This is a genomic window from Amycolatopsis sp. NPDC001319, assembly GCF_042896185.1.
In the GTDB taxonomy this organism is placed as follows: domain Bacteria; phylum Actinomycetota; class Actinomycetes; order Mycobacteriales; family Pseudonocardiaceae; genus Amycolatopsis.
The window spans coordinates 451,579-470,806 of sequence record NZ_JBIAWY010000008.1 but is presented as its reverse complement, the minus strand read 5'-3'; the positions used below and the strand labels follow the sequence as shown (position 1 = coordinate 470,806).

General features: G+C 71.1%; 18 protein-coding genes. 8 read left to right on the top strand and 10 right to left on the bottom strand.

Annotated elements, in window-relative coordinates; all coding sequences use genetic code 11:
- Positions 1 to 96: 96 nt before the first annotated feature.
- Together ACFY1H_RS30965 and ACFY1H_RS30960 are read right to left on the bottom strand one after the other, a co-directional pair.
- Positions 97 to 453 carry a YrdB family protein gene (locus ACFY1H_RS30965; protein WP_366587874.1) on the bottom strand — a complete coding sequence of 119 codons (357 nt, stop codon included), beginning with the start codon at positions 451 to 453 and terminating at the stop codon, positions 97 to 99.
- A gap of 68 nt (positions 454 to 521) precedes the next feature.
- Positions 522 to 1,607 carry an MFS transporter gene (locus ACFY1H_RS30960; protein ID WP_386952149.1) on the bottom strand — a complete coding sequence of 362 codons (1,086 nt, stop codon included), beginning with the start codon at positions 1,605 to 1,607 and terminating at the stop codon, positions 522 to 524.
- Between the two features lie 434 nt (positions 1,608 to 2,041).
- On the opposite strand from ACFY1H_RS30960, the gene ACFY1H_RS30955 reads away from it, so the two are divergent.
- Positions 2,042 to 2,242, top strand: coding sequence for a hypothetical protein (locus ACFY1H_RS30955; RefSeq protein WP_366587869.1), 201 nt, complete (start codon positions 2,042 to 2,044; stop codon positions 2,240 to 2,242).
- A 69-nt stretch (positions 2,243 to 2,311) separates the two neighbouring features.
- On the opposite strand, the gene ACFY1H_RS30950 is transcribed toward ACFY1H_RS30955, so the two are convergent.
- From ACFY1H_RS30950 to ACFY1H_RS30935, 4 genes are read right to left on the bottom strand one after another with little or no spacing between them, the layout of a single operon-like run.
- The gene (locus tag ACFY1H_RS30950) at positions 2,312 to 4,144 is read right to left on the bottom strand and encodes an ABC transporter substrate-binding protein (protein ID WP_386952146.1); all 1,833 of its coding nucleotides are present in this window, start codon (positions 4,142 to 4,144) and stop codon (positions 2,312 to 2,314) included.
- Positions 4,141 to 6,204: a dipeptide ABC transporter ATP-binding protein gene (locus ACFY1H_RS30945; RefSeq protein ID WP_386952143.1), complete on the bottom strand. Its 2,064-nt coding sequence runs from the start codon at positions 6,202 to 6,204 to the stop codon at positions 4,141 to 4,143. Before ACFY1H_RS30945 ends, ACFY1H_RS30950 begins: the two co-directional genes overlap by 4 nt.
- A gap of 5 nt (positions 6,205 to 6,209) precedes the next feature.
- Complete coding sequence (locus ACFY1H_RS30940; protein ID WP_366587861.1) at positions 6,210 to 7,091, bottom strand: ABC transporter permease; 882 nt, start codon at positions 7,089 to 7,091, stop codon at positions 6,210 to 6,212.
- Entirely contained in the window at positions 7,091 to 8,035 is a 945-nt protein-coding gene (locus tag ACFY1H_RS30935; protein WP_366587859.1) for an ABC transporter permease, read from the bottom strand. Before ACFY1H_RS30935 ends, ACFY1H_RS30940 begins: the two co-directional genes overlap by 1 nt.
- 286 nt (positions 8,036 to 8,321) lie before the next feature.
- Here ACFY1H_RS30935 and ACFY1H_RS30930 point away from each other — a divergent pair, with 286 nt between their 5' ends.
- Positions 8,322 to 9,572, top strand: coding sequence for a hypothetical protein (locus ACFY1H_RS30930; protein ID WP_386952139.1), 1,251 nt, complete (start codon positions 8,322 to 8,324; stop codon positions 9,570 to 9,572).
- 149 nt (positions 9,573 to 9,721) lie between these two features.
- A complete protein-coding gene (locus ACFY1H_RS30925; RefSeq protein ID WP_386952137.1) occupies positions 9,722 to 10,528 on the top strand; it encodes a S1 family peptidase in 807 nt (268 codons plus the stop codon).
- A 15-nt stretch (positions 10,529 to 10,543) separates the two neighbouring features.
- Here ACFY1H_RS30925 and ACFY1H_RS30920 read toward each other — a convergent pair whose 3' ends face one another.
- From ACFY1H_RS30920 to ACFY1H_RS30905, 4 genes are all read right to left on the bottom strand, one after another.
- The gene (locus ACFY1H_RS30920) at positions 10,544 to 11,443 is read right to left on the bottom strand and encodes a LysR family transcriptional regulator (protein ID WP_386952133.1); all 900 of its coding nucleotides are present in this window, start codon (positions 11,441 to 11,443) and stop codon (positions 10,544 to 10,546) included.
- A gap of 6 nt (positions 11,444 to 11,449) precedes the next feature.
- On the bottom strand, positions 11,450 to 12,028 hold the full coding sequence (locus ACFY1H_RS30915) for a PadR family transcriptional regulator (RefSeq protein WP_366587850.1): 579 nt from the start codon (positions 12,026 to 12,028) through the stop codon (positions 11,450 to 11,452).
- A 93-nt stretch (positions 12,029 to 12,121) separates the two neighbouring features.
- Positions 12,122 to 13,399 (bottom strand): phosphopyruvate hydratase, encoded by a 1,278-nt coding sequence (gene eno / locus ACFY1H_RS30910; RefSeq protein ID WP_366587847.1) that lies wholly within the window; start codon positions 13,397 to 13,399, stop codon positions 12,122 to 12,124.
- 170 nt (positions 13,400 to 13,569) lie between these two features.
- Positions 13,570 to 14,328, bottom strand: a complete 759-nt coding sequence (locus tag ACFY1H_RS30905) for a maleylpyruvate isomerase family mycothiol-dependent enzyme (protein WP_366587845.1) — start codon at positions 14,326 to 14,328, stop codon at positions 13,570 to 13,572.
- 234 nt (positions 14,329 to 14,562) lie between these two features.
- Here ACFY1H_RS30905 and ACFY1H_RS30900 point away from each other — a divergent pair, with 234 nt between their 5' ends.
- The 5 genes from ACFY1H_RS30900 (at position 14,563) to ACFY1H_RS30880 (ending at position 19,225) form a co-directional block, all read left to right on the top strand.
- Positions 14,563 to 15,522: a phosphate/phosphite/phosphonate ABC transporter substrate-binding protein gene (locus ACFY1H_RS30900; protein WP_366587842.1), complete on the top strand. Its 960-nt coding sequence runs from the start codon at positions 14,563 to 14,565 to the stop codon at positions 15,520 to 15,522.
- Positions 15,519 to 16,307 carry a phosphonate ABC transporter ATP-binding protein gene (phnC, locus tag ACFY1H_RS30895; protein WP_366587840.1) on the top strand — a complete coding sequence of 263 codons (789 nt, stop codon included), beginning with the start codon at positions 15,519 to 15,521 and terminating at the stop codon, positions 16,305 to 16,307. The genes ACFY1H_RS30900 and phnC overlap by 4 nt, the downstream gene beginning before the upstream one ends.
- Positions 16,304 to 17,950, top strand: a complete 1,647-nt coding sequence (phnE, locus tag ACFY1H_RS30890) for a phosphonate ABC transporter, permease protein PhnE (protein WP_386952126.1) — start codon at positions 16,304 to 16,306, stop codon at positions 17,948 to 17,950. The genes phnC and phnE overlap by 4 nt, the downstream gene beginning before the upstream one ends.
- 98 nt (positions 17,951 to 18,048) lie before the next feature.
- Positions 18,049 to 18,798 carry a GntR family transcriptional regulator gene (locus ACFY1H_RS30885; RefSeq protein WP_366587835.1) on the top strand — a complete coding sequence of 250 codons (750 nt, stop codon included), beginning with the start codon at positions 18,049 to 18,051 and terminating at the stop codon, positions 18,796 to 18,798.
- Positions 18,791 to 19,225 (top strand): phosphonate C-P lyase system protein PhnG, encoded by a 435-nt coding sequence (locus ACFY1H_RS30880; RefSeq protein ID WP_366587832.1) that lies wholly within the window; start codon positions 18,791 to 18,793, stop codon positions 19,223 to 19,225. The genes ACFY1H_RS30885 and ACFY1H_RS30880 overlap by 8 nt, the downstream gene beginning before the upstream one ends.
- The last annotated feature ends 3 nt before the right edge of the window (positions 19,226 to 19,228 follow it).

Below are 19,228 nucleotides of genomic sequence, written 5' to 3'. Positions count from 1 at the left end.
CCGGTTGACGTGGGTCCTAGACAAGCCACACCTCAACCGGAGGTTCTCCCCACGTCAACCAGAACCTTCCGCTACCAACGTCCTGGCCAAATACACCTAGGCCGTCGCGGCGTCGAGGTGCATCAGCTTCACCACGGCGAGGTTCGCGACGAACAGGGCGGGTAGCAGGAGCCCGAGCGTCCGCAGGCCCGAGAACCACAAGCCCGCGCCGGCGCCGCCGACCACCACGACGACGGTGAGCGCGTAGAGCAGCGGCGTGTGCAGCTTCGCGGTCGGCGCGGCGAACAGGGCCCACAGGCCGATGCCCACGGCGGGCGCGCCCAGGCCGAGCAGCAGCCTGCCCGCGGTGGACTCCCCCGTGTGGAACCCCCAGTACCCGAGCGCGACGATCGCGGCCAGCTCCAGCAGGAAAGCCAGGCCCAGGTTTCCCCAGCGCCACACGGTCTCGATCACGGTCGCCTCCTTGAAGTGAGAGCAGTGCTCTCTGTCGGAAGCAGTGTTCACCCTTATCGTTCGCGTTGTCAAGAGCACTGCTCTCGGATCGCCAGTGCCGCGGTCGCGAGGACGACGGCGAGCCACACCGGCGCGCGGTGACCGGTGCCGATGAGGCCGGCGGCGAGCCACGGCCCGGCGGCCGCGCCGACGTTGAGCGCCGCGGTGGCGAACGCACCCCTCAGCGCCGGCGCGTCCGGGGCGGCGCGCAGCACCTGCGCGACGGCGGTGGACCCGACGGCGAACGACAGCAGTGCCTGCACGGGGACGAGAACGAGCAGCACGGTCGCGTTCCCCGCGCCGAACGCGAGGGCGAGCCAGCCGACGGCGAGCGCCACTTGCGTCTTTCGCGTGGCCGGACGCCGGCCGGCGAGCGCGACCCCGGCGGACGCCCCGAGGCCGAACAACGCGAGGAGGACGGGCAGCCGGCCGCCGTTCGAGTCCGCCAGCAGGGCGAGGTAGGTGAACACGGCGAAGGTGGCGCCGTTGACGAGCGCGCCCCGGCCGAGCGCGGCCAGCACCCGTGGTCGCTTCAGCACCGCGAACTCGGCCATGACGGGTGCACTCGCGGTTTTCGTCCTGGGCGCCCACCGCGCGATGGCGGCGAACGCGGGCACGGACACCAGCGCGACCGCCCAGAACGCCGAGCGCCACCCCCACACCTGCCCGAGCACGGCGCCCGCCGGCACTCCGGCGATGCACGCCAGTGTCGTCCCGGTCAGCACCACGGCGGTCGCCCGCCCCTCGGCGCCGGGCGCGGCATCGGCCGCCACGGTCAGCGCGACGGCGAGAAACCCGGCCGTCGCCAGCGCGGCCAGCAGCCGCGTGCCGAGCAGGATGCCGAACCCGGGCGCCAGCGCCCCCACCACGTGCACCGTGATGAACACCCCGAGGTACCCCAGCAGCGCGCTCCGCCGCGGCCACCCCCGGCCGGCCACCGCCAGCACCGGCGCCCCGACCACCATCCCCACGGCGAACACCGCCGTCAGCGACCCCGCGGCGGCCGGCGAGACCCCCAGGTCCCGCGCCACGCCGGGCACCAGGCCCGACACCATGAACTCCGACGTCCCCTGGGCGAACACGGCGAGGGCGAGCAGATACGGCAACACAGACACTCCCGAGATCGACGTGACCGTCCTGTTCGGACGGTGAAAGAAGGCACGGTCGATCGGAGCGTCTGGCCTCGGCTACCGGGGAATACGGCAGCTACTGGAGAACACGGCCGCTAGGGAACACAAACTCCGCAACGCCACCGCTCGACCGGTGGCGCCACTCTGTTCGCCTCGGGACTGCTCATGGCGCGCACGGTAGCAGCGTCGGGGGGTGGCGCCGAACGGTTTTCGGCCGGGGCTTCCCGACGGCGTTCCAGGATCCCCGCATTACCCGCCACAGCCCCGAAAGATCGCCTGCCAAGAGGACAAAGGCCACCCTCGGTGGTAGTTCCGGGCAGCGGTCACGAAGGGTAGCGCTCGAACGGAGCAGCGAGGCAAGATCGTGTCCTTCGTTCGGCGGCGTCGCTCTACCCTGAGTCTCAGTAATCTTCTCCGCCATGAACGACCGAAGGACCGGGATTCGCACGGTCCAGATGGCGGGCCTGGGCATCGTCGCCGGGCTGGGGTTCCTGGTGGCGAGCCTGTGGTGGTCGGCGGCCACGTGGTGGAGCTGGCTGGGCGGGAGCGTGCTGGTGGGGATACTGACGTGGATCTTCGTGTTCGAGCTGCTGCGGCTCGGGCGAAGGGGCGACGACTGATCCGCCTCGGGCAACAGCACAAAAAAGAGGGGCCGCCCCTCGGAAAAGGGCGGCCCCTCGAAGAAAAACCTACTTCGTGAAGTACCAGTCCTCGGGGCTGCGCGCCGTCTGGACCGCGGGGAACGAGACGCCGCCGAGGTCCTTCGCGACGACCTCCATCGGGCCGCGCAGGGGCATGTTGATCTGGCCCGGCAGGGTCTTCGTCGCGTAGTCCTCGTAGGCGGCGAAGGCGTTCTTGTCGTCGCTGTGCAGCGTGGCCTCGATGAGCTTGTCCAGCTGCGGGTCGTCGTAGTTGCCGATGTTGCCGGTGGAGCCGGGGAGCAGCAGCTGGTCACCGGTGGGCACGGCGTTGTACTGCTGGTACCCGAAGTAGCCCATCTGCCAGTCGCACGCGGGGCCGGAGCCGTGGCAGTCGCTGACGTCGCCCAGCAGCGCGTTGAACTCCTGGCCCTTCAGGTCGAACACGATGCCCGCCTCGGCGGCGTCCGACTTCCACTGCTGCATGATCCGCCCGTACGCGGGGTTGCCGGTCGAGTACTGCAGGTTGAACTCCAGCCGCGTGCCCGCCGCGACGCCGGCGCCGCACTGGTTCGGGGCGGTGCCGGGTGCGGTGCAGGTCATGGCGCCGTTCTGCAGGGTCCAGCCGTGTGACGTCAGCAGGGCCTTCGCCTTCGTCTTGTCGAACGGGTACGGGCCCGCGCCGCGCTCGGCGTCGGTCACGTAGGAGTTGTCGGGGTTGGTCGGCACCGGGCCGGTGGTCACGGTGGCGTAGCCGCGGTAGGCGACGTTCACGTCCGTCACCTGGTCCAGGGTCTGCTGGAACGCCTGCCGGACGTAGAGCTGCTTGAACACCGCCCCGAACTTCGGGTTGTCCATGTTCAGGATCGTCGAGCTCCAGCCCCACGCCGCGGCGGGCACGAGGTTGTAGTTGGCCTGCAACGGGTTCGTCGCCGGCACCTTCTCGCTCGCCTTCTTCTGCGGCAGGTCCGCACCCTGCACGCCGCCGACGGAGATGGTCCGGCCGCTGCGCAGCGTGTTGAACTCCGCGCTGGTGCTCGTGAACGGCTGCATCTTGTAGTGCGCCAGGTGCGGCTTGTCCGGCCCGCTGTACTTCGGGTTCGGGTCGTAGCTGATGTTGCCCTCGGCGTCGAACGACGTCAGGTGCCACGGCCCGTCCACGACCTGCCACAACGGATCCGTCGCGTAGGTCGAGAGGTCCTTGCTCTTGGTGAACAGGTACTTGTACACCGCGTCGCACTTCGCGCGGTCGTCCGCGCAGCCGCCGCTGCCCGCGGCCGCGGAGTCCGACGTCTTGTCCCACGCCATCGGCAGCGGCGCGATCTGCGCGAGCTCCTGGCCGGTGAACCACGTCGGCGAGTACGAGTCGGTGAGCTGCAGCGTCACCTGCTGCGGCCCGGTCGCCGTCGCGGACTTCACGTTGTCCGGGAACTGGCCCGGCACGTAGCCGTACCAGTTGGCCTTCTCCGCGAACATCATGTTCATCCAGAACACCACGTCCTTGGCGTTCACCGTCTCGCCGTTGGACCACTTGTACGGCTTGACGTTGATCACCACCTTGGTGTTGTTGTCGCTGAACACCGGTGGGTCGGCGAGGCTCTTGGTGGTGTTGACGCCGGTGCCGCCGTTCGCGTCGCCGAACCAGTACAGCTCGCGGTACATGAGCTGCTGCAGGTCGCCGGTCGCGTAACCGCTGTTGTGCGCCGAGTCCACGAACGGGAAGATCCAGTTCGGCTGGGTGCCCGGCGATTCGGCGAACACGGCCGTGCCGCCTTCGGTCGGGGTGCCGCCGCCCGAGCTCGAGCTCCCGCCGCTGCACGCGGTGGCGAGCGCGGCCGCGGCCAGCACCACCACCGGCGCCACGAGTGCCTTGCGCAGTCTCATCCGTTCTCTCCTTGGTAGACCTTCGTCTCGTCGTGCTCACCAGCGGCGTCGAGCGGGAAGTGGCAGGCCGCCTCGTGCCCGGCGCCGAACGGCCGCAGCACGGGCTCCTCTTCGGCGCAGATCTCCTGCGCGAACGGGCAGCGCGTGCGGAAGCGGCAGCCCGACGGCGGCGAGATCGCGGACGGCAGCTCGCCCGAGACGCCGCCGCTCTGGCGGGCCGCCCACGGATCGGCGACCGGGACCGTGTCGATCAGCCCCCGCGTGTACGGGTGCCGCGGACGGCCGTGCACCTCCGCGGCGGGGCCGACCTCCACGAGCTTGCCCAGGTACATCACGCCGATGCGCTGCGCCAGGTACCGCACCACGGACAGGTCGTGGGAGATGAACACGTACGTGAGCCCGTGGCGCTCGCGCAGGTCGTTCATCAGGTTCAGGATCTGCGCCTGCACGGACACGTCCAGCGCCGACACCGGCTCGTCGGCCACGATCAGCTTCGGCTCCAGCGCCAGGGCCCGCGCGAGCCCGACGCGCTGGCGCTGCCCGCCGGAGAACTCGTGCGGGTACCGCTGCGCCGCGTCGGCGGGCAGCCCCACCTCGCCCAGCAGCTCGCGGACCCGCGCGCTGCGCTGCGCCCGGGTGCCGGCGCCGTGGATCTCCAACGGCTCGGCCAGGATCGCGCCGACGCGCATGCGCGGGTCGAGCGAGGCGTACGGATCCTGGAACACCAGGTGCGTGTCGCGGTGGCGCTGCCGCAACTCGGCGCCACGCAAGGAAGTCAGCTCCGTGCCGCCGATCCGGATGTGGCCCGACGTCGGTTCGTCGAGCCCGACCACGGCCCGGCCCACGGTCGTCTTGCCGCAGCCCGACTCCCCGACGAGCCCGAACGTCTCCCCCTCCGCCACGGAGAAACTCACCCCGGCGACGGCGGACACCGTGCCTGTGCGGCGCCGCAGCACCGCGCCCTTGGTGACGGGGAAGTCCTTCACCAGGTTCTCGACTTCCAGCAGCGGCGCGCCCGTCGTCGGCTCCGAAGCCGGCGCGCCCGCCCGCTCGTGTACGCGGACCACGGCCGACGGTTCCTCGACCCGCGCCGAACCGACCGGGTGGAAACACGCGTACTCGTGCCCGGCCACGTCGGCGCGCAGCTCCGGGTCCTTCTCGACGCACTCCTCGGTCGCGTAGCGGCAACGCGGCGCGAAGCGGCAGCCGGCCGGCGGTTCGCGCAGGTCGGGCGGCAGGCCGGGGATGCTGTAGAGCTTCTCCCCCGACTCGGCCGAGTTCTCCGGCAGCGCCTCGAACAACGCCTCGGTGTACGGGTGGCGCGGGTTGCCGAACAGCCGGCGCGTGTCCGTGAGCTCGGCGATCTTCCCGGCGTACATCACGGCGACGCGGTCGGCGCGGCCCGCGACCACGCCGAGGTCGTGCGTCACGAGGATCACGGCCATGCCCAGGCGGAGGCGCAGGTCGTCGATCAGCTCCAGGATCTGGTGCTGCACGGTCACGTCGAGCGCGGTGGTCGGCTCGTCGGCGATGAGCAGCTCCGGCTCGCACACCAGCGCGCGGGCGATCATCACGCGCTGGCGCATGCCGCCCGAGAGCTGGTGCGGGTAGTCCTCGGCGCGCTTGCGCGCGTCCGGCAGCCGCACCAGATCGAGCATCGCGACGGCGCGCTCGTGCAGCTCGCGCCGGGACAGCGTCGAGTGCAGCTCCAGTGGTTCGCTCACCTGGCGCCCGATGGGCAGCGACGGATTGAGCGAGGTCATCGGGTCCTGGAACACCGTGCCGATGCGCTTGCCGCGGACCTCACGCAGCTCGGCGGGGGTCATGGCCGCGAGGTCGTCGTCGCCGAGCAGGATCCGGCCCGACGCGATGCGCCCGCCGGGCGGGAGCAGCCGCAGGATCGACAGGGCCGTCATCGTCTTGCCGCTGCCGGACTCGCCGACGAGCCCGAGCAGCTCGCCGCGGCCGACTTCCAGCGTCACACCGTCGACGGGGCGGACGACGCCGTCGCGGACGTCGATGGTGGTGTGCAGTTCTTCCAGGCGCAGAACGGGTTCCATGGGGTTCAGCGCCTCCGCAGCCGCACTTCGAGCGCGTCGCGCAGGGCGTCGCCGAGCAGGTTGAACGCCACGACCACGAGCATGATCGCGATGCCGGGCGGCAGGATCATCCACCAGTAGCCGTTCTGCACGAACTCGGTGCCGTTGGACAGCATGTTGCCCCAGTCGGCGTGCGGCGGCGCGATGCCGAGGCCGAGGTAGCTCAGCGCGGCCACGAGCAGGATCGCGTCGGCGACCTGGAAGGTCGCGTTGACCACGATGGTGCCGATCGCGTTGGGCATGATGTGGCGCAGCACCACGCGTTTCCCGCCGCCGCCCATCATCCGCACGGCCTGCACGTACTCGCGGGTACGCAGTGAAAGCGTCTCGCCGCGCACGAGCCGGGCCGGGCTGAGCCACGCGCCGAACGACACCACGACGATCAGCAGCCCCAGCGTCGGCGTGAAGATCGCGGCGAGGATCAGCAGCAGGAACAGCGTGGGGATGGCCAGCAGGGTGTCGACGATGCGCATCATCACCGCGTCGACGAACCCGCCGACGTAACCCGCGATGGCACCCCAGAACGTGCCGAACACGGTCGCGAGCACCGCCGCCGCGACGCCGATTTCGAGCGACGACCGGCCGCCGACCATGAGCCGGCCGAGCTCGTCGTAGCCCACGTCGTCGGTGCCCAGCGGGTGGCCCGCGCCCGGTGGCTGGTTGGCGCCCGAGAGGTTCGTCGCGATCTGCTCGGTGTGGTAGACGAGCGGGCCGAAGAAGCAGAACAGCACGAACAAGACGATCAACACGAGTCCCGCGACCGCCAGGCGGTTCTCGAGGAAGGCCCGCAGGGTCGCCCGCGCCGTGGAGCGCGGGGGTGCCACCGGAGCCGCGGCTTGGTCGGTCATCAGTACTTCACCCTCGGGTCGAGCACGGCGTAGCCGATGTCGGCGAGCAGGGAGCCGGCCACCGTCGCGAGCGCGACGACGAGCCCGATCCCCAGCAGCACCGGGTAGTCGTGCACCTGGGCACCCTGGATGAACGTGAAGCCCATGCCCGGGTAGTTGAACACCTGCTCGGTGATGAGCGCGCCCGCGAACAGCTGCGGCAGCGAAAGCCCCAGCAGCGTGACGATCGGGATCAGCGAGTTGCGCAGCACGTGGCGCGTGAGCACCTTGCCCTCGCTCGCCCCGCCCGCCAGCGCGGTGCGCACGTAGTCCTGGCTGAGGTTCTCCATCACCGACGAGCGCGCGTAACGGCTGAACGACGCGATGGTGATCAGCGCCAGCGTGAGCACGGGCAGCACGAGCGCCGGTGCCTGCGACAGGATCTCGCCCAGCGAGTCGCCGCTCGGTCCGAGTGGGGAGAACCACTGCAGCTGCACCGCGAACAGCAGCACGAGGATCTCGCCGAGGAAGAAGCTCGGCATCGAGTAGAACGCGAACGACAGGCCGGTCGCCACGTAGTCGCCCAGGGTGTTGCGCTTGCGCGCCTGGTACACGCCCAGCGGCACCGCCACCACGAGAGCGACCAAAGTGGACAGTGTCATGAGCAGGATCGTCTTGGGCAGGTGATCGGCGATCACGTCGGTCACCGGCTGGTTGAGCTTGTACGAGTAACCGAGATCACCGTGCAGCACGCGCCCGGCCCACGTGAGGAACTGCGTGACCAGCGGACGGTCGTAGCCGTTGTCGTGGAGGAACGTCCGGATCTGCAGCTGCGTGGCCTTCGGCCCGAGGATCGCGCGGGCCGGCCCGCCCGGCAGCAGCTGGAGCAGCACGAACGTGAGCACCGCGACCAGCACCACCACCACGACCGACTGCAGGACGCGGCGCGCCAGGTACCCCGCCATCAACCGTCCCCAGGATCGTTCCAGTACTTGCCCGATGCATAGACCTACACGGCGGAAGCTCACGTGTCCACGGCGCCCACGGAAACTGACGTGCCGTTGTCCCACCTGGTGATCTTCCTACTTTCGGCGCTACCGCCGCCGCAGTGTCCGATGTAGATGATCGGCAAACCGGACAATCCGGGGCACACCGTGATACACGGCCGGGCGTCCGCGTTGTACGGATCGTGTACGGATCGCGCACAGACTCCTCACCGTTCGCGACGGACGAGTGAAGGAGTTGGGTGTCGTGCTGGGGAAGACAGTCGGGAAGACAACGGCCCGCCGCGTGGTCGCGGCGGTCCTGGCCGCAGGCGCGGTCACCACGGGCGGGGTGGCGCTGGCGGCGCCCGCGAGCGCCGCGCCGGCCGGGTCCTGGCGCGCCGACCTGTCCCACGTCGACGGCGACGACGTCAACGTCGAGGCGGCGGGCGGAGCGCTGACGCTGAAGGATTCCGCTTGGCACAGAACGGATCTGCTCACCGCCGGCAGCCAGGGCTACCTGGTCTCCGCCGCGCAGCAGCTCGCCTCGCCGGTGAATCGCGTGACGACGAACGTCGCCGCGGACCTGCCGAAGGGCACCGACGTGCAGATCGACGTGCGCGGCCGCACCGGCGCCGACGACTGGACCGAGTGGACGCCGGCCGGCGCGCAGGCCGCCTCGTTCGGCCGCGCGGTGAGCGTGGTGCAGGCGCGGATCTCCCTGTCCAGCACCACCGACGGCGTGCGCCCGACCGTGCGCGAGGTCGACCTGACCGGCACCCTGGCCCCGCAGGCCAACGCGCTGGCGGCCACGACCCCGCTGACCTACACGATCTACGCCACCCGCGAGGGCCTCACCGGCCACACCACCGCCAACGGCCACGTGATCACCGCCAACGACCACTTCGTCGCGCTGCCCTCGGGCAAGGCGACCTCGCCCAAGGGCACCGGGAACTACACGGTGAAGGTGTGCCGCACCGACGGAAGCCGCTGCGAGTACGCGCCGGTGTGGGACGTCGGCCCGTGGAACACCAAGGACGACTACTGGAACCCGGCCTCGGTCCGCTCGGAGTACAAGGACCTGCCGCAGGGCCAGCCGGAGGCGTATGCCGCCTACCACAACCACTACAACGGCGGTAAGGACGACCTCGGCTACACCGTGGGCAACCCGGCCGGCATCGACCTCGCCGACGGCGTGTTCAACTCCGGCCTCGGGCTCGCCGACAACGGCAACGTGAAGGTGACCTACCTGTGGACCGGTTCGGCCGCCGCGACCGGGGTCGTGAGCACCGCCGGCGACCCGATGAACGTGCGGGCGAGCGCGAGCACCACGGCCGCCGTCAAGGGCCTCGCGGCGAACTACGCCAAGGTCAACATCGAGTGCTACGTCAACGGTTCTTCGGTGACCGGAACATTCGGCACCAGCACGATCTGGGACCGCATCGGCCCGGACAACTTCATCTCCGACGCCTACGTGAAGACCGGGTCCGACCTCCCCGTCGCCCCGCTCTGCTCCTGAGCTCGACGGTGAACGGTCCGGCGGGGACACTCCGCCGGACCGTTCACCTTTGCCCGCAACGCTTTTTTCCACCCGGTTCAGCGACATCGGTTTCCCCTCGGCCCGGCTATCGTGTCTGCCATCGTTTTCTTTGCGCCGAGGGGGTTTTCATGCCGAAGATACGACTGCCCGGAAGACGTCCGAACGCGGTGCTCGCCGCGGCGGTGTGGGCCACGGCGATGGTCGGCGCGGCGGCACTGACCACTGTGGCCACCGGACCGGAAGCGGCCGCGCAGGGCGCGATCGTCGGCGGGGAAAAGGCCTCACTGGCCGATCACCCGTACGCGGTGTACCTCGTGGACGACGCCGGCACGCAGTTCTGCGGCGGCGTGATCGTGGGCAGCTCGGCGGTCGCGACCGCGGCCCACTGCGCGGAAGCGGTGTCCACGAAGGACATCCGCGTCGTCGTCGGCCGCGAGGACAAGCGCACGGACGAGGGCAGCACGCTCTCCGTCACGAAAGCCTGGGTGCACCCGGACTTCGAGAAGGCCGAAGAGGGCGACGACATCGCGGTGCTGACCGTGCGCGGCCGCCTGCCGGGCCGTGCGGCGTCGATCGCCCGCGACACCGACGTGTACGCCGCCGGAACGAAGGCCACCGTGCTCGGCTGGGGCCGCGTCGCCGACGGCGGCGACCGCTCCGACTACCTGCGCAGCGCCGTGGTGCCGATGGTGAGCGACTCGACGTGCAAGCAGGCCTACGACTCCTACGACCCGGCGAGCATGGTGTGCGCGGGGTACCAGCAGGGCGGCGTCGACGCCTGCAAGGGCGACTCCGGCGGCCCGCTCGTCATCGGGGACACGCTCGTCGGGATCGTGTCCTTCGGCGACGGCTGCGCGAAACCCGGCAAGCCCGGCGTCTACACGCGGGTGACCACGTTCGCCGGCGCGATCGCGCAGCAGACCCGCGGCCGCTGACCGTCCACAGCGGACTTACCCGGCGCCGGCCGACGAGCGCAGTACCTCCAGGAAATCCGCCACCGGCTTCGACCGCTGCGCCTCGGGCAGCGTGACCGCAGCGACGCGCCGGGCGAAGCCGCGGCCGGCCAGCGGACGGTCGGCGAGGTCCTTGCGGTGCGCGGCCAGCGACAGCCGCGGCACGAGGCTCACACCCATGCCCGCGGCCACGAGTCCCTGCAGCGACTGGTAATCCGCCGCGCGGAAGGTGATCTGCGGTTCGAACCCGGCGATGCGGCACATCGTCTCGTACGCCTGCTCGTACGGCGCTCGGTGCGTGCGCGTCACCCACTGCTCGCCGGACAGGTCGGCCAGCGCCACCTCTTCGGCGTCGACGAGCGGGTGGTCCAGCGGCAGCACGACGTGCAGCGGGTCGTCCGGCAGCGCCACGTGGTGCAGCCCGCGGTCCACCGGCTGCGGCGCGAAGTCGTAGCCCCACACCAGGACCACGTGCGCGGCGCCCTCGCGCAGCCGGCTGAACGCGTCGTCGCCGTGGGTGGCCGACAGGCGCAGGCGCACGCCGGGGTGCTGTTCGCGGAACGCCTTCACCACCGGCGGCAGCAGCTCGACACCGGCGGTCGCGAACGCCTCGATCCGCAGCTCCGCCGGCTCGGTGCCGGACGAGCGCACCTCCTGCTCGATCGCCGAGAGCTCGCCGAACAGGCTCTTCGCGTGCGCGGCCAGCACCTCACCCGCCGGGGTCAGCTCGACCCCGCGCGGCAGCCGTTTGAGCAGCGACATGCCGACCTCGCGCTCGATCACCGACATCTGCTGCGAGACCGCCGACTGCGTGAGCTGCAGCCGGTGCGCGGCCGCGGTGAACGAACCCCCTTCGACCACCGCGACGAGGATCCGCAGGCGCCTGACGTCCAGCACCGGCGCCTACTCGCCCGTGACGGCGTACTGCGGTGCCCGCCCGCCGAGGGTCGCGTCCACGAACGCGACGGCCGCCCGCGCGTTCTCGATCCGGAAGGTGAGCAGCACGGTGTCGAACCCGTCGGAGGAGCGCTGCTGCTTCTCGAGCCCGTCGACGATCCGGTCCAGCACCCGCCGCTGCTCGCCGAGCAACGGCGCCGGGTCGGCGCCGCGCCGCTCCAGCAGCGCGAGCTTCACCAGCAGCTCCGAACGCACGTCACGCACGTGCCGGGCCGGGCGGGCGAGCCACTCGCCGACGGCGGCGTGGCCTTCGGGCGTGGCCTGCACGAGCGCGCGCGGCGGGCCGGAGTCGCCGGGCTCGGTGCCCGCGCCGACGACGAACCCGCGGGCCAGCAGCCGATCGACAGCCCGGTAGACGACGGGCTTCGGCAGCCGCCAGACCCGGCCGACCTCGCCGGCCTCCGACGTGAGCCGCACGAGGGCGAAACCGTGCGTCGGGGACTCCGCCACCAGGCAGAGCACGATCCACTCGCTCAGTGACAACCCAGCCGACAACCCGGCCGACAACCCGGCTCCGTCTTCCACGTCCGACACTGTAGCTCGTGAGTAGTCTCGGTGAGACTAGTCGCGGAAGATCGGGCCGGGCCGCCCGTCGCCATCGGGTCCTGCCAGGCCTTTTCAGCCCCGCAGCGTGGCGCGGCCCGCGTACCGGGCCTCGGTGCCGAGCTCCTCCTCGATGCGCAGGAGCTGGTTGTACTTCGCCGTGCGGTCCGAGCGCGACAGCGAACCGGTCTTGATCTGGCCGCAGTTGGTGGCCACGGCGAGGTCGGCGATCGTGGTGTCCTCGGTCTCGCCCGAGCGGTGCGACATGACGGCGGAGTAGCCGGCCTTGTGCGCGGTCTCGACGGCGGCGAGCGTCTCCGTGAGCGTGCCGATCTGGTTGACCTTGATGAGGATCGAGTTCGCGATGCCGCGCTCGATGCCGTCCTTCAGGATCTCGACGTTGGTGCAGAACAGGTCGTCGCCCACGAGCTGCACGCGGTCGCCGATGGTGTCGGTGAGCTGCTTCCAGCCGGTGTAGTCGTCCTGGGCCAGACCGTCCTCGATGGACACGATGGGGAAGCGCCGCGTGAGGTCTTCGAGGTAGGCCACGTGCTCTTCGATGCTGCGCTTGCGGCCTTCGCCGGCGTAGTCGTAGACCTCGCCGGTGTAGAACTCCGACGCGGCCGGGTCGAGCAGCAGCGCGATGTCCTCGCCCGGCGTGTAGCCGGTCTGCTCGATCGCGCGCACCACGAACTCGAGCGCCTCGTCGGCCGAGCCGAGCTGCGGCGCGAAGCCGCCTTCGTCGCCGACGTTGGTGTTGTGCCCGGCCTCGTGCAGCGACTTGCGCAGCGTGTGGAAGACCTCGGAGCCCATGCGCACGGCGTCGGCGAACGTCTCGGCGCCGACCGGGCCGATCATGAACTCCTGGAAGTCGATCGGGTTGTCGGCGTGGGCGCCGCCGTTGATGATGTTCATCATCGGCATCGGCAGCAGGTGCGCGTAGACCCCGCCGACGTAGCGGTAGAGCGGCAGGTGGTTGGCGGCCGCGGCGGCCTTCACCACGGCCAGCGACACGCCGAGCGTCGCGTTGGCGCCGAGACGGGCCTTGTTCGCGGTGCCGTCGAGCGCGATCAGCGCGCGGTCGACGTCGGCCTGCGCCTCGGCCGCCAGGCCGGTCACGGCTTCGGCGATCTCGCCGTTCACCGCGTCGACGGCCTTGCGGACGCCCTTGCCGTGGTAGCGGGACTTGTCGCCGTCACGCAGCTCCACGGCTTCGCGCGTACCCGTGGACGCCCCCGACGGCACGGCCGCGCGCCCGCGCGACCCGTCGGCCAGCTCCACGTCGACCTCGACCGTCGGGTTCCCGCGGCTGTCCAGCACCTCGCGGCCCTTGACCCGGACGATGCGTGTCATGTCACTCCTTGCGAAGGTCTGGCCGGAGCGCGTTCGACGAGAACCGTGGGCACTGCGGCGGCAGCGGCACCACGGTGAGCCGCGAATCACGGGGAGGCTAGCAGAAAGCACTGAATCGATCCTGAACTCCGGGCGACGACTCGAGCGTCGTACCGCTGAGCGGCACAGGATCAGAACTTGGCGGTCTCGCGGACGAACTCGAACAGCTCCGCGTCCCCCGTCACGGTCAGCCCCGCTTCGGCCGCGGATCGCCGGCCGTAGAGCACGAGCGCGAGGTCGGCGGCCGGGCCGTGCACCGTCACGGCGGGCGGCTCGGCCGGCTGCTCGTGCGTCATGGTGAGGCCCTCGGGCGTGCGCGTGAGCAGCCACTCGCCCGCGCCGTCGGTCGCCGACAGGTGCAGCACTTCCCCCGCGCCGGCCAGCTGCCCCACCGGCGAAGCGGGGTTGTACCGGATGCGGTCGGGCAGCAGCTCGACGAACTCGGTGATCGCGTCGGCGGCGAGGTCGGGCTCGACGGTGAACGGCACGCCGAGCGCGGCGGCCGCGTCGGCGCGGTGCACCACCAGCTCGTGGGTCATGCGGCGCAGCCAGAACCCGGCCCGCAGGTCACTGCTCCACGTCCACGTGTCCCGCTCGGCGCCGATCCCGGCGACGGCCGCGACGAGCGTCTCCCCCGCCGAGCGCACCCACTGCGCCGGCTCGGCGGGCACCGCCGCCTCCGGCACCAGCCGCGGCGGCACGAACTCGCCCTTCGCCGTCACGGCGGCGGCCCAGCGCACCGCTTGCCCGACGTGCCCCACAAGTTCACCGAGTGTCCACTCGGGACAGGTGGGAACCGTTACCGCCGGGTCGGCACCGTCGACGAGTGCCGCGAAAGCGTCGCTCTGCGCGAGAACTTCACGGGCGTAGCGGTCGGTCCCCAGGTTCATGGTCCCGATGCAACCACGAACCGCGGCACGATCACCACGGCTTTTGGCGGAGATCCACACGCGGGGCGAGGTCCCGGTCACCGGTACGGCACTCCTCCGACCGGGTTGAGCCAAGGGACGTACGGAGTTCTACTCAGCGTAACCGCGGCTTCTCCTCACCTGCATCGACCGGAACGACTCTCAGGGCGTCAACACCATGCCGCCCTACCCGGGCGAAAAAAAGGAGAGTCCCCGATGTCCCGTCTCCCCCGGCGCACGGCCGCGGCCGTCCTCGGCGTGGCCGCCGCCTTCCTGCTGGCCGCGTGCGGCCAGAGCGCGGCGACGAACACCGGCAACGCAGCCGATGGTGGTGGTCGCAACCCCGACGAACTCACGTTCTCGGCGGTTCCGTCCGAAAACGCGCAGAGCCTCCAGCAGTCCTTCCAGCCGGTGATCAACCTCCTCGAGAAGGAAACCGGCAAGAAGATCAAGTTCCAGCCGGCCACCGACTACGCCGCGGTGATCGAGGCGCAGCGCAGCGGCAAGGTCGACATCGCCAACTACGGCCCGCTCTCCTACGTGCTCGCCAAGAACAGCGGCGTGAAGGCCAGCCCGGTCGCCGCCGGCATCACGACCAAGGGCGAAACGCCCGGCTACAAGTCCTACGGCATCACCAAGGCGGGCTCGCCGATCAAGAGCATCGCCGACTTCAAGGGCAAGAAGATCTGCTTCGTCGACCCGGCGTCGACCTCGGGCTACCTGTACCCGAAGGCGGCGCTGCTGCAGGCCGGCATCGACCCGGTCAAGGACATCACCCCGGTGATGACCGGTGGTCATGACGCGTCCGTGCTCGCCGTCAACAGCGGCCAGTGCGACGCCGGCTTCGCCGAGGACGTCATGGTCGACAAGATCCTGATCGACAAGGGCCAGCTGAAGCAGGGCGACATCAACACCGTCTGGAAGTCCGACATCATCGCCGGCTCGCCGGTCGCGATCGACGACGACCTCTCCGCCGACCTCAAGGCGAAGATCACCGACGTGTTCCAGAACAAGGCCAACGTCGACTACCTCAACGCCAACGGCTTCTGCTCCACCACCTGCAAGGCGGTCGACGACGCCGGCGACTGGGGCTACGCGAAGGTCGACGACGCGTTCTACGCCGGTGTCCGCAAGGTCTGCGCGACCACCAAGGACAAGCAGTGCACCGCGTCGTGACCGACGAACCGGTCATCGTCTTCGACGGCGTCAGCAAGCACTTCGGGCCGGAGGTCCGGGCGCTGGACGAGGTGTCGCTGAAGGTTCACCCCGGTGAGGTCGTGGTGCTGCTCGGGCTTTCGGGCTCGGGCAAGTCCACGCTGCTGCGCCACGTCGACGGGCTGCAGCGGCCCACCGGCGGCTCGGTCACGGTGCTCGGCACCGACGTCGGCCGGGCGCGCGGCGGTGAGCTGCGGCGCCTGCGCCGGCGGATCGGGTTCGTGTTCCAGCAGTTCCACCTCATCGGCAGCCTCACGGTGCTGGAGAACGTGTGCGCGGGTGCCCTCGGGCGCCTGCGCGGCCCCCGGCTGGGCCTGTTCACCTACCCGAAGGCGGTACGGCTCGAAGCGCTGGGCCACCTCGAGCGCGTGGGGCTGCTGGACCGCGCGTTCCAGCGGGCCGACACGCTCTCGGGCGGCCAGCAGCAGCGCGTCGCCGTGGCGCGGGCGCTGATGCAGCGCCCGGAGATCCTGCTCGCCGACGAGCCGGTGGCCTCGCTCGACCCCGAGTCGTCGGCTCAGGTCATGGCCCTGATCCGGGAGATCGGGGCCGAGCAGAAGCTCACGGTGCTCTGCAGCCTGCACCAGGTCGACCTGGCGCTGAGCTGGGGCGACCGCGTGGTCGGGCTGCGCGGCGGCCAGGCGGTGCTCGACACCCCGGTCGCCGGCCTGGACCGCGACGCGGCCATGGGTCTGTACGCCAAGGTGGCCGCGGCCCCGCTGCCCGTGCCCGCGGCCGTCGGATGACCGCCGCGCCGCCGCTGTCCGCCAACCGCGTGGCGCAGCGGACCCTGGCCCGGCCGCGCGCCGGTGGCACGGCGGCGTGGCTCGTCCTCGCCGCGATCGTCGCCGTCGGCGTGTGGGCCGTGGCGGACCTGAAGATCAACGTCGCCACGTTCGTCGACAGCGCCGACAACGCCGTCGACTTTGCGGGCCGGATGTTCCCGCTCGACTTCCCGCCCGTGGGCGAGCTGCTGGAGCTGTGCGGGAAAACGCTGGCGATCGTGGTGTCCGCGACGGTGCTGTCGGTGATCATCAGCGTGCCGCTGGCGATCCTCGCGGCGGTGAACACGACGCCGCACCGCGCGGTGCGCGCCGGGGCCCGCACGCTCATCGTGCTGGCCCGGGCGGTGCCCGACGTGGTGCTCGCCATCGTGTTCTTCCGCATCTTCGGCCTCGGCGCCATGACCGGCGTGCTGGCGATGGGCCTGCACTCGGTCGGCATGGTGGGCAAGCTGTACGCCGACGCGGTCGAGCAGATCGACGAAGGCGCCCGTTCCGCCGTGCGGGCGGGCGGCGCCGGGACGTTCCAGGAGCTCGTGACCGGCGTGCTCCCGCAGGTGCTGCCGGCGTTCGTCGCGACCGCGCTGCACCGGCTCGACATCAACCTGCGGGTCTCGGTGGTGCTCGGGTTCGTCGGCGTCGACGGGCTCGGCTACGCGATCGCCACGGCGTTCCAGCAGCTCGACTACCCGCGCGGGATGGCACTCGCGCTCGTGGTGCTGCTGCTGTGCGTGGCGGTGGAGCTGCTCTCGGGCGCCATCCGCCGCGCGCTGCTGCGCGGGCAGGACACCCGCAAGACCGTGGCGATCCCCGTGCAGCGGGGGAACCAGGTCAGTCCCGGGTGGACGTTCCGCCGGGTCCGCCAGGCCGCCTACGCGCTGGTGACCGTGCTGGCGATCGCGGCGTCCGCGTGGGGTGCCGACCTCGACCCCGCGCAGTTCTTCGGCGCGCTGGGCAACCTCGGGCAGACGGCGGGGTTGTTCTGGCCGCCGGAAACGTCCGGGATCTTCGGGCAGCTGCTCGACGACCTGTGGGTCACCGTGCAGATCGCGCTGGGCGCCACGGTGCTCGGCGCGGTGCTGGCGGTGCCGATCGGGTCGCTGGCCGCGCGCAACGTGGCGCCGGCCGCCTGGGTCGCGCGCACGTTCCGGATGATCCTCGTGCTGATCCGCGGCATCCCGGAGCTGGTGCTGGCGATCGTGTTCGTGGTGATCACCGGCCTCGGCGCGGTGGCAGGCACGCTCGCGCTCGCCGTGGGCGCGATCGGGCTGCTGGGCAAGCTCGTGGCCGACTCGCTGGAGGAGGTCGACCCGGGCGTCGAGCAGGCGGTCCGGGCCACCGGGGCCGGGCGGTGGCAGGTGTTCTTCACCGGCACGCTGCCGCAGGCCGCGCCCGCGTTCGTGGCCCACGTGCTCTACCAGCTCGACACGAACATCCGCTCGGCGACGCTGCTGGGCATCGTCGGGGCGGGCGGGATCGGGTTCGACCTGCTCAGCGCTTCCCGGGTGATCGAGTTCGGCGTGGTCACCACCGTGCTGCTGCTGGTGTTCGCCACGGTGCTGCTCGTAGAACTGCTCTCGGTCTGGCTCCGGCACGTCGTGCGCTGAGCCGCGGGCAACAACTGTCGCTGATGTTCACCTTCGGGCGTGCGGGCGTTGGCCACGGCGCAGTTGTCCGGACAAGCCCGGCGAGCACTGTGGGTGACATGACCTCGACGAGGTACCTCGACATCGCCGACCAGCTGGCCGCCGAGCTGGTGGCCTACGCACCCGGGACGCGGGTGGCGAGCGAGCCGGAGCTCGCCACCCGCTTCGGGGTCGGCCGGGCGGCCGCCCGCTCGGCCCTGCAGGAGCTGGAACGGCGGCTGCTCGTGCGCCGCGTGCAGGGCGCCGGCACGTTCGTGAGCCGGCGGATCGACTACGTGATCTCGCACAGCCGGCCGCCCTCCTGGCACGCCACGGTGGCCGCGGCCGGAGCCACGCCCCGGTCTCAGATCAAGGACGTGGAGCGCGTCGAGGCCTGCGAGGCGGCGGCCCGGAAGCTGGAACGGCCGCTGGGCTCGCCCGTGCACCGGGTGATCCGCCACTTCTACATCGACGACCTGCTCGCCTCCTGGACCGAGGAGCTGATCCCGGTCGACGTGGCCCCGAACCTCGACCTCGCGCTGCACAGCGTGGAGTCGGTGGACCTGGTGCTGCGGCAGCTGGGCGGCGTGCAGCCGGTGCGCGCGTGGTTCCGGGCGAGTGTGGACATCCCGCCCGCCGAGGTGCTGCGCGGCCTGCAGATCGAAGCCAGGGTCCCGGTGTGGTGCATCGAAAGCGTCAACCGGGACGCCGAATCCGGCCGGGTCCTCATGACCAGCACCGCGTGGACGCGCATGGACGCCGTCCGCGTCGTGGTGGAGCTGGAAGACCCCGCCTTCCCCCCGAAACGTGAAGGAGAACAGGGTGACTGACCCCTTGGGCCGGGAGGAGCGCTGCGGCCTGCTGGCCGAAGCCGAACCCGGCGAACTGCGGGCGCTCGCCGACGCCTGCCTCGCCGACGGCGCCGACGTGCGCGTGCTGCTCGCGCCGGAGGTCGGCACCGTGCAGACACAGGTGCGGGAACCCGTGGCGGGTGAACGGTTCCTGCTCGGCGACGTGCTCGCGTGCCGCGCCGAGGTGGAGCTCGCCGGCCACCGCGGCTGGGCCATGCGCCTCGGCGACGACCGCGCGGCCGTGCTCGCCGCCGCGGTGCTCGACGCCGAGGTCGAGGCCGGCCGGGCCCGTGCGGCCGAAGTGGACGAGCTGTGCCGGGAGGTCGCCCGCCGTCTCGTCGAGCGGGAAGAACGCGAATGGGCCGAGCTGGCCCCGACCGTCGTCGAGTTCGAGGAGCTGACGTGATCG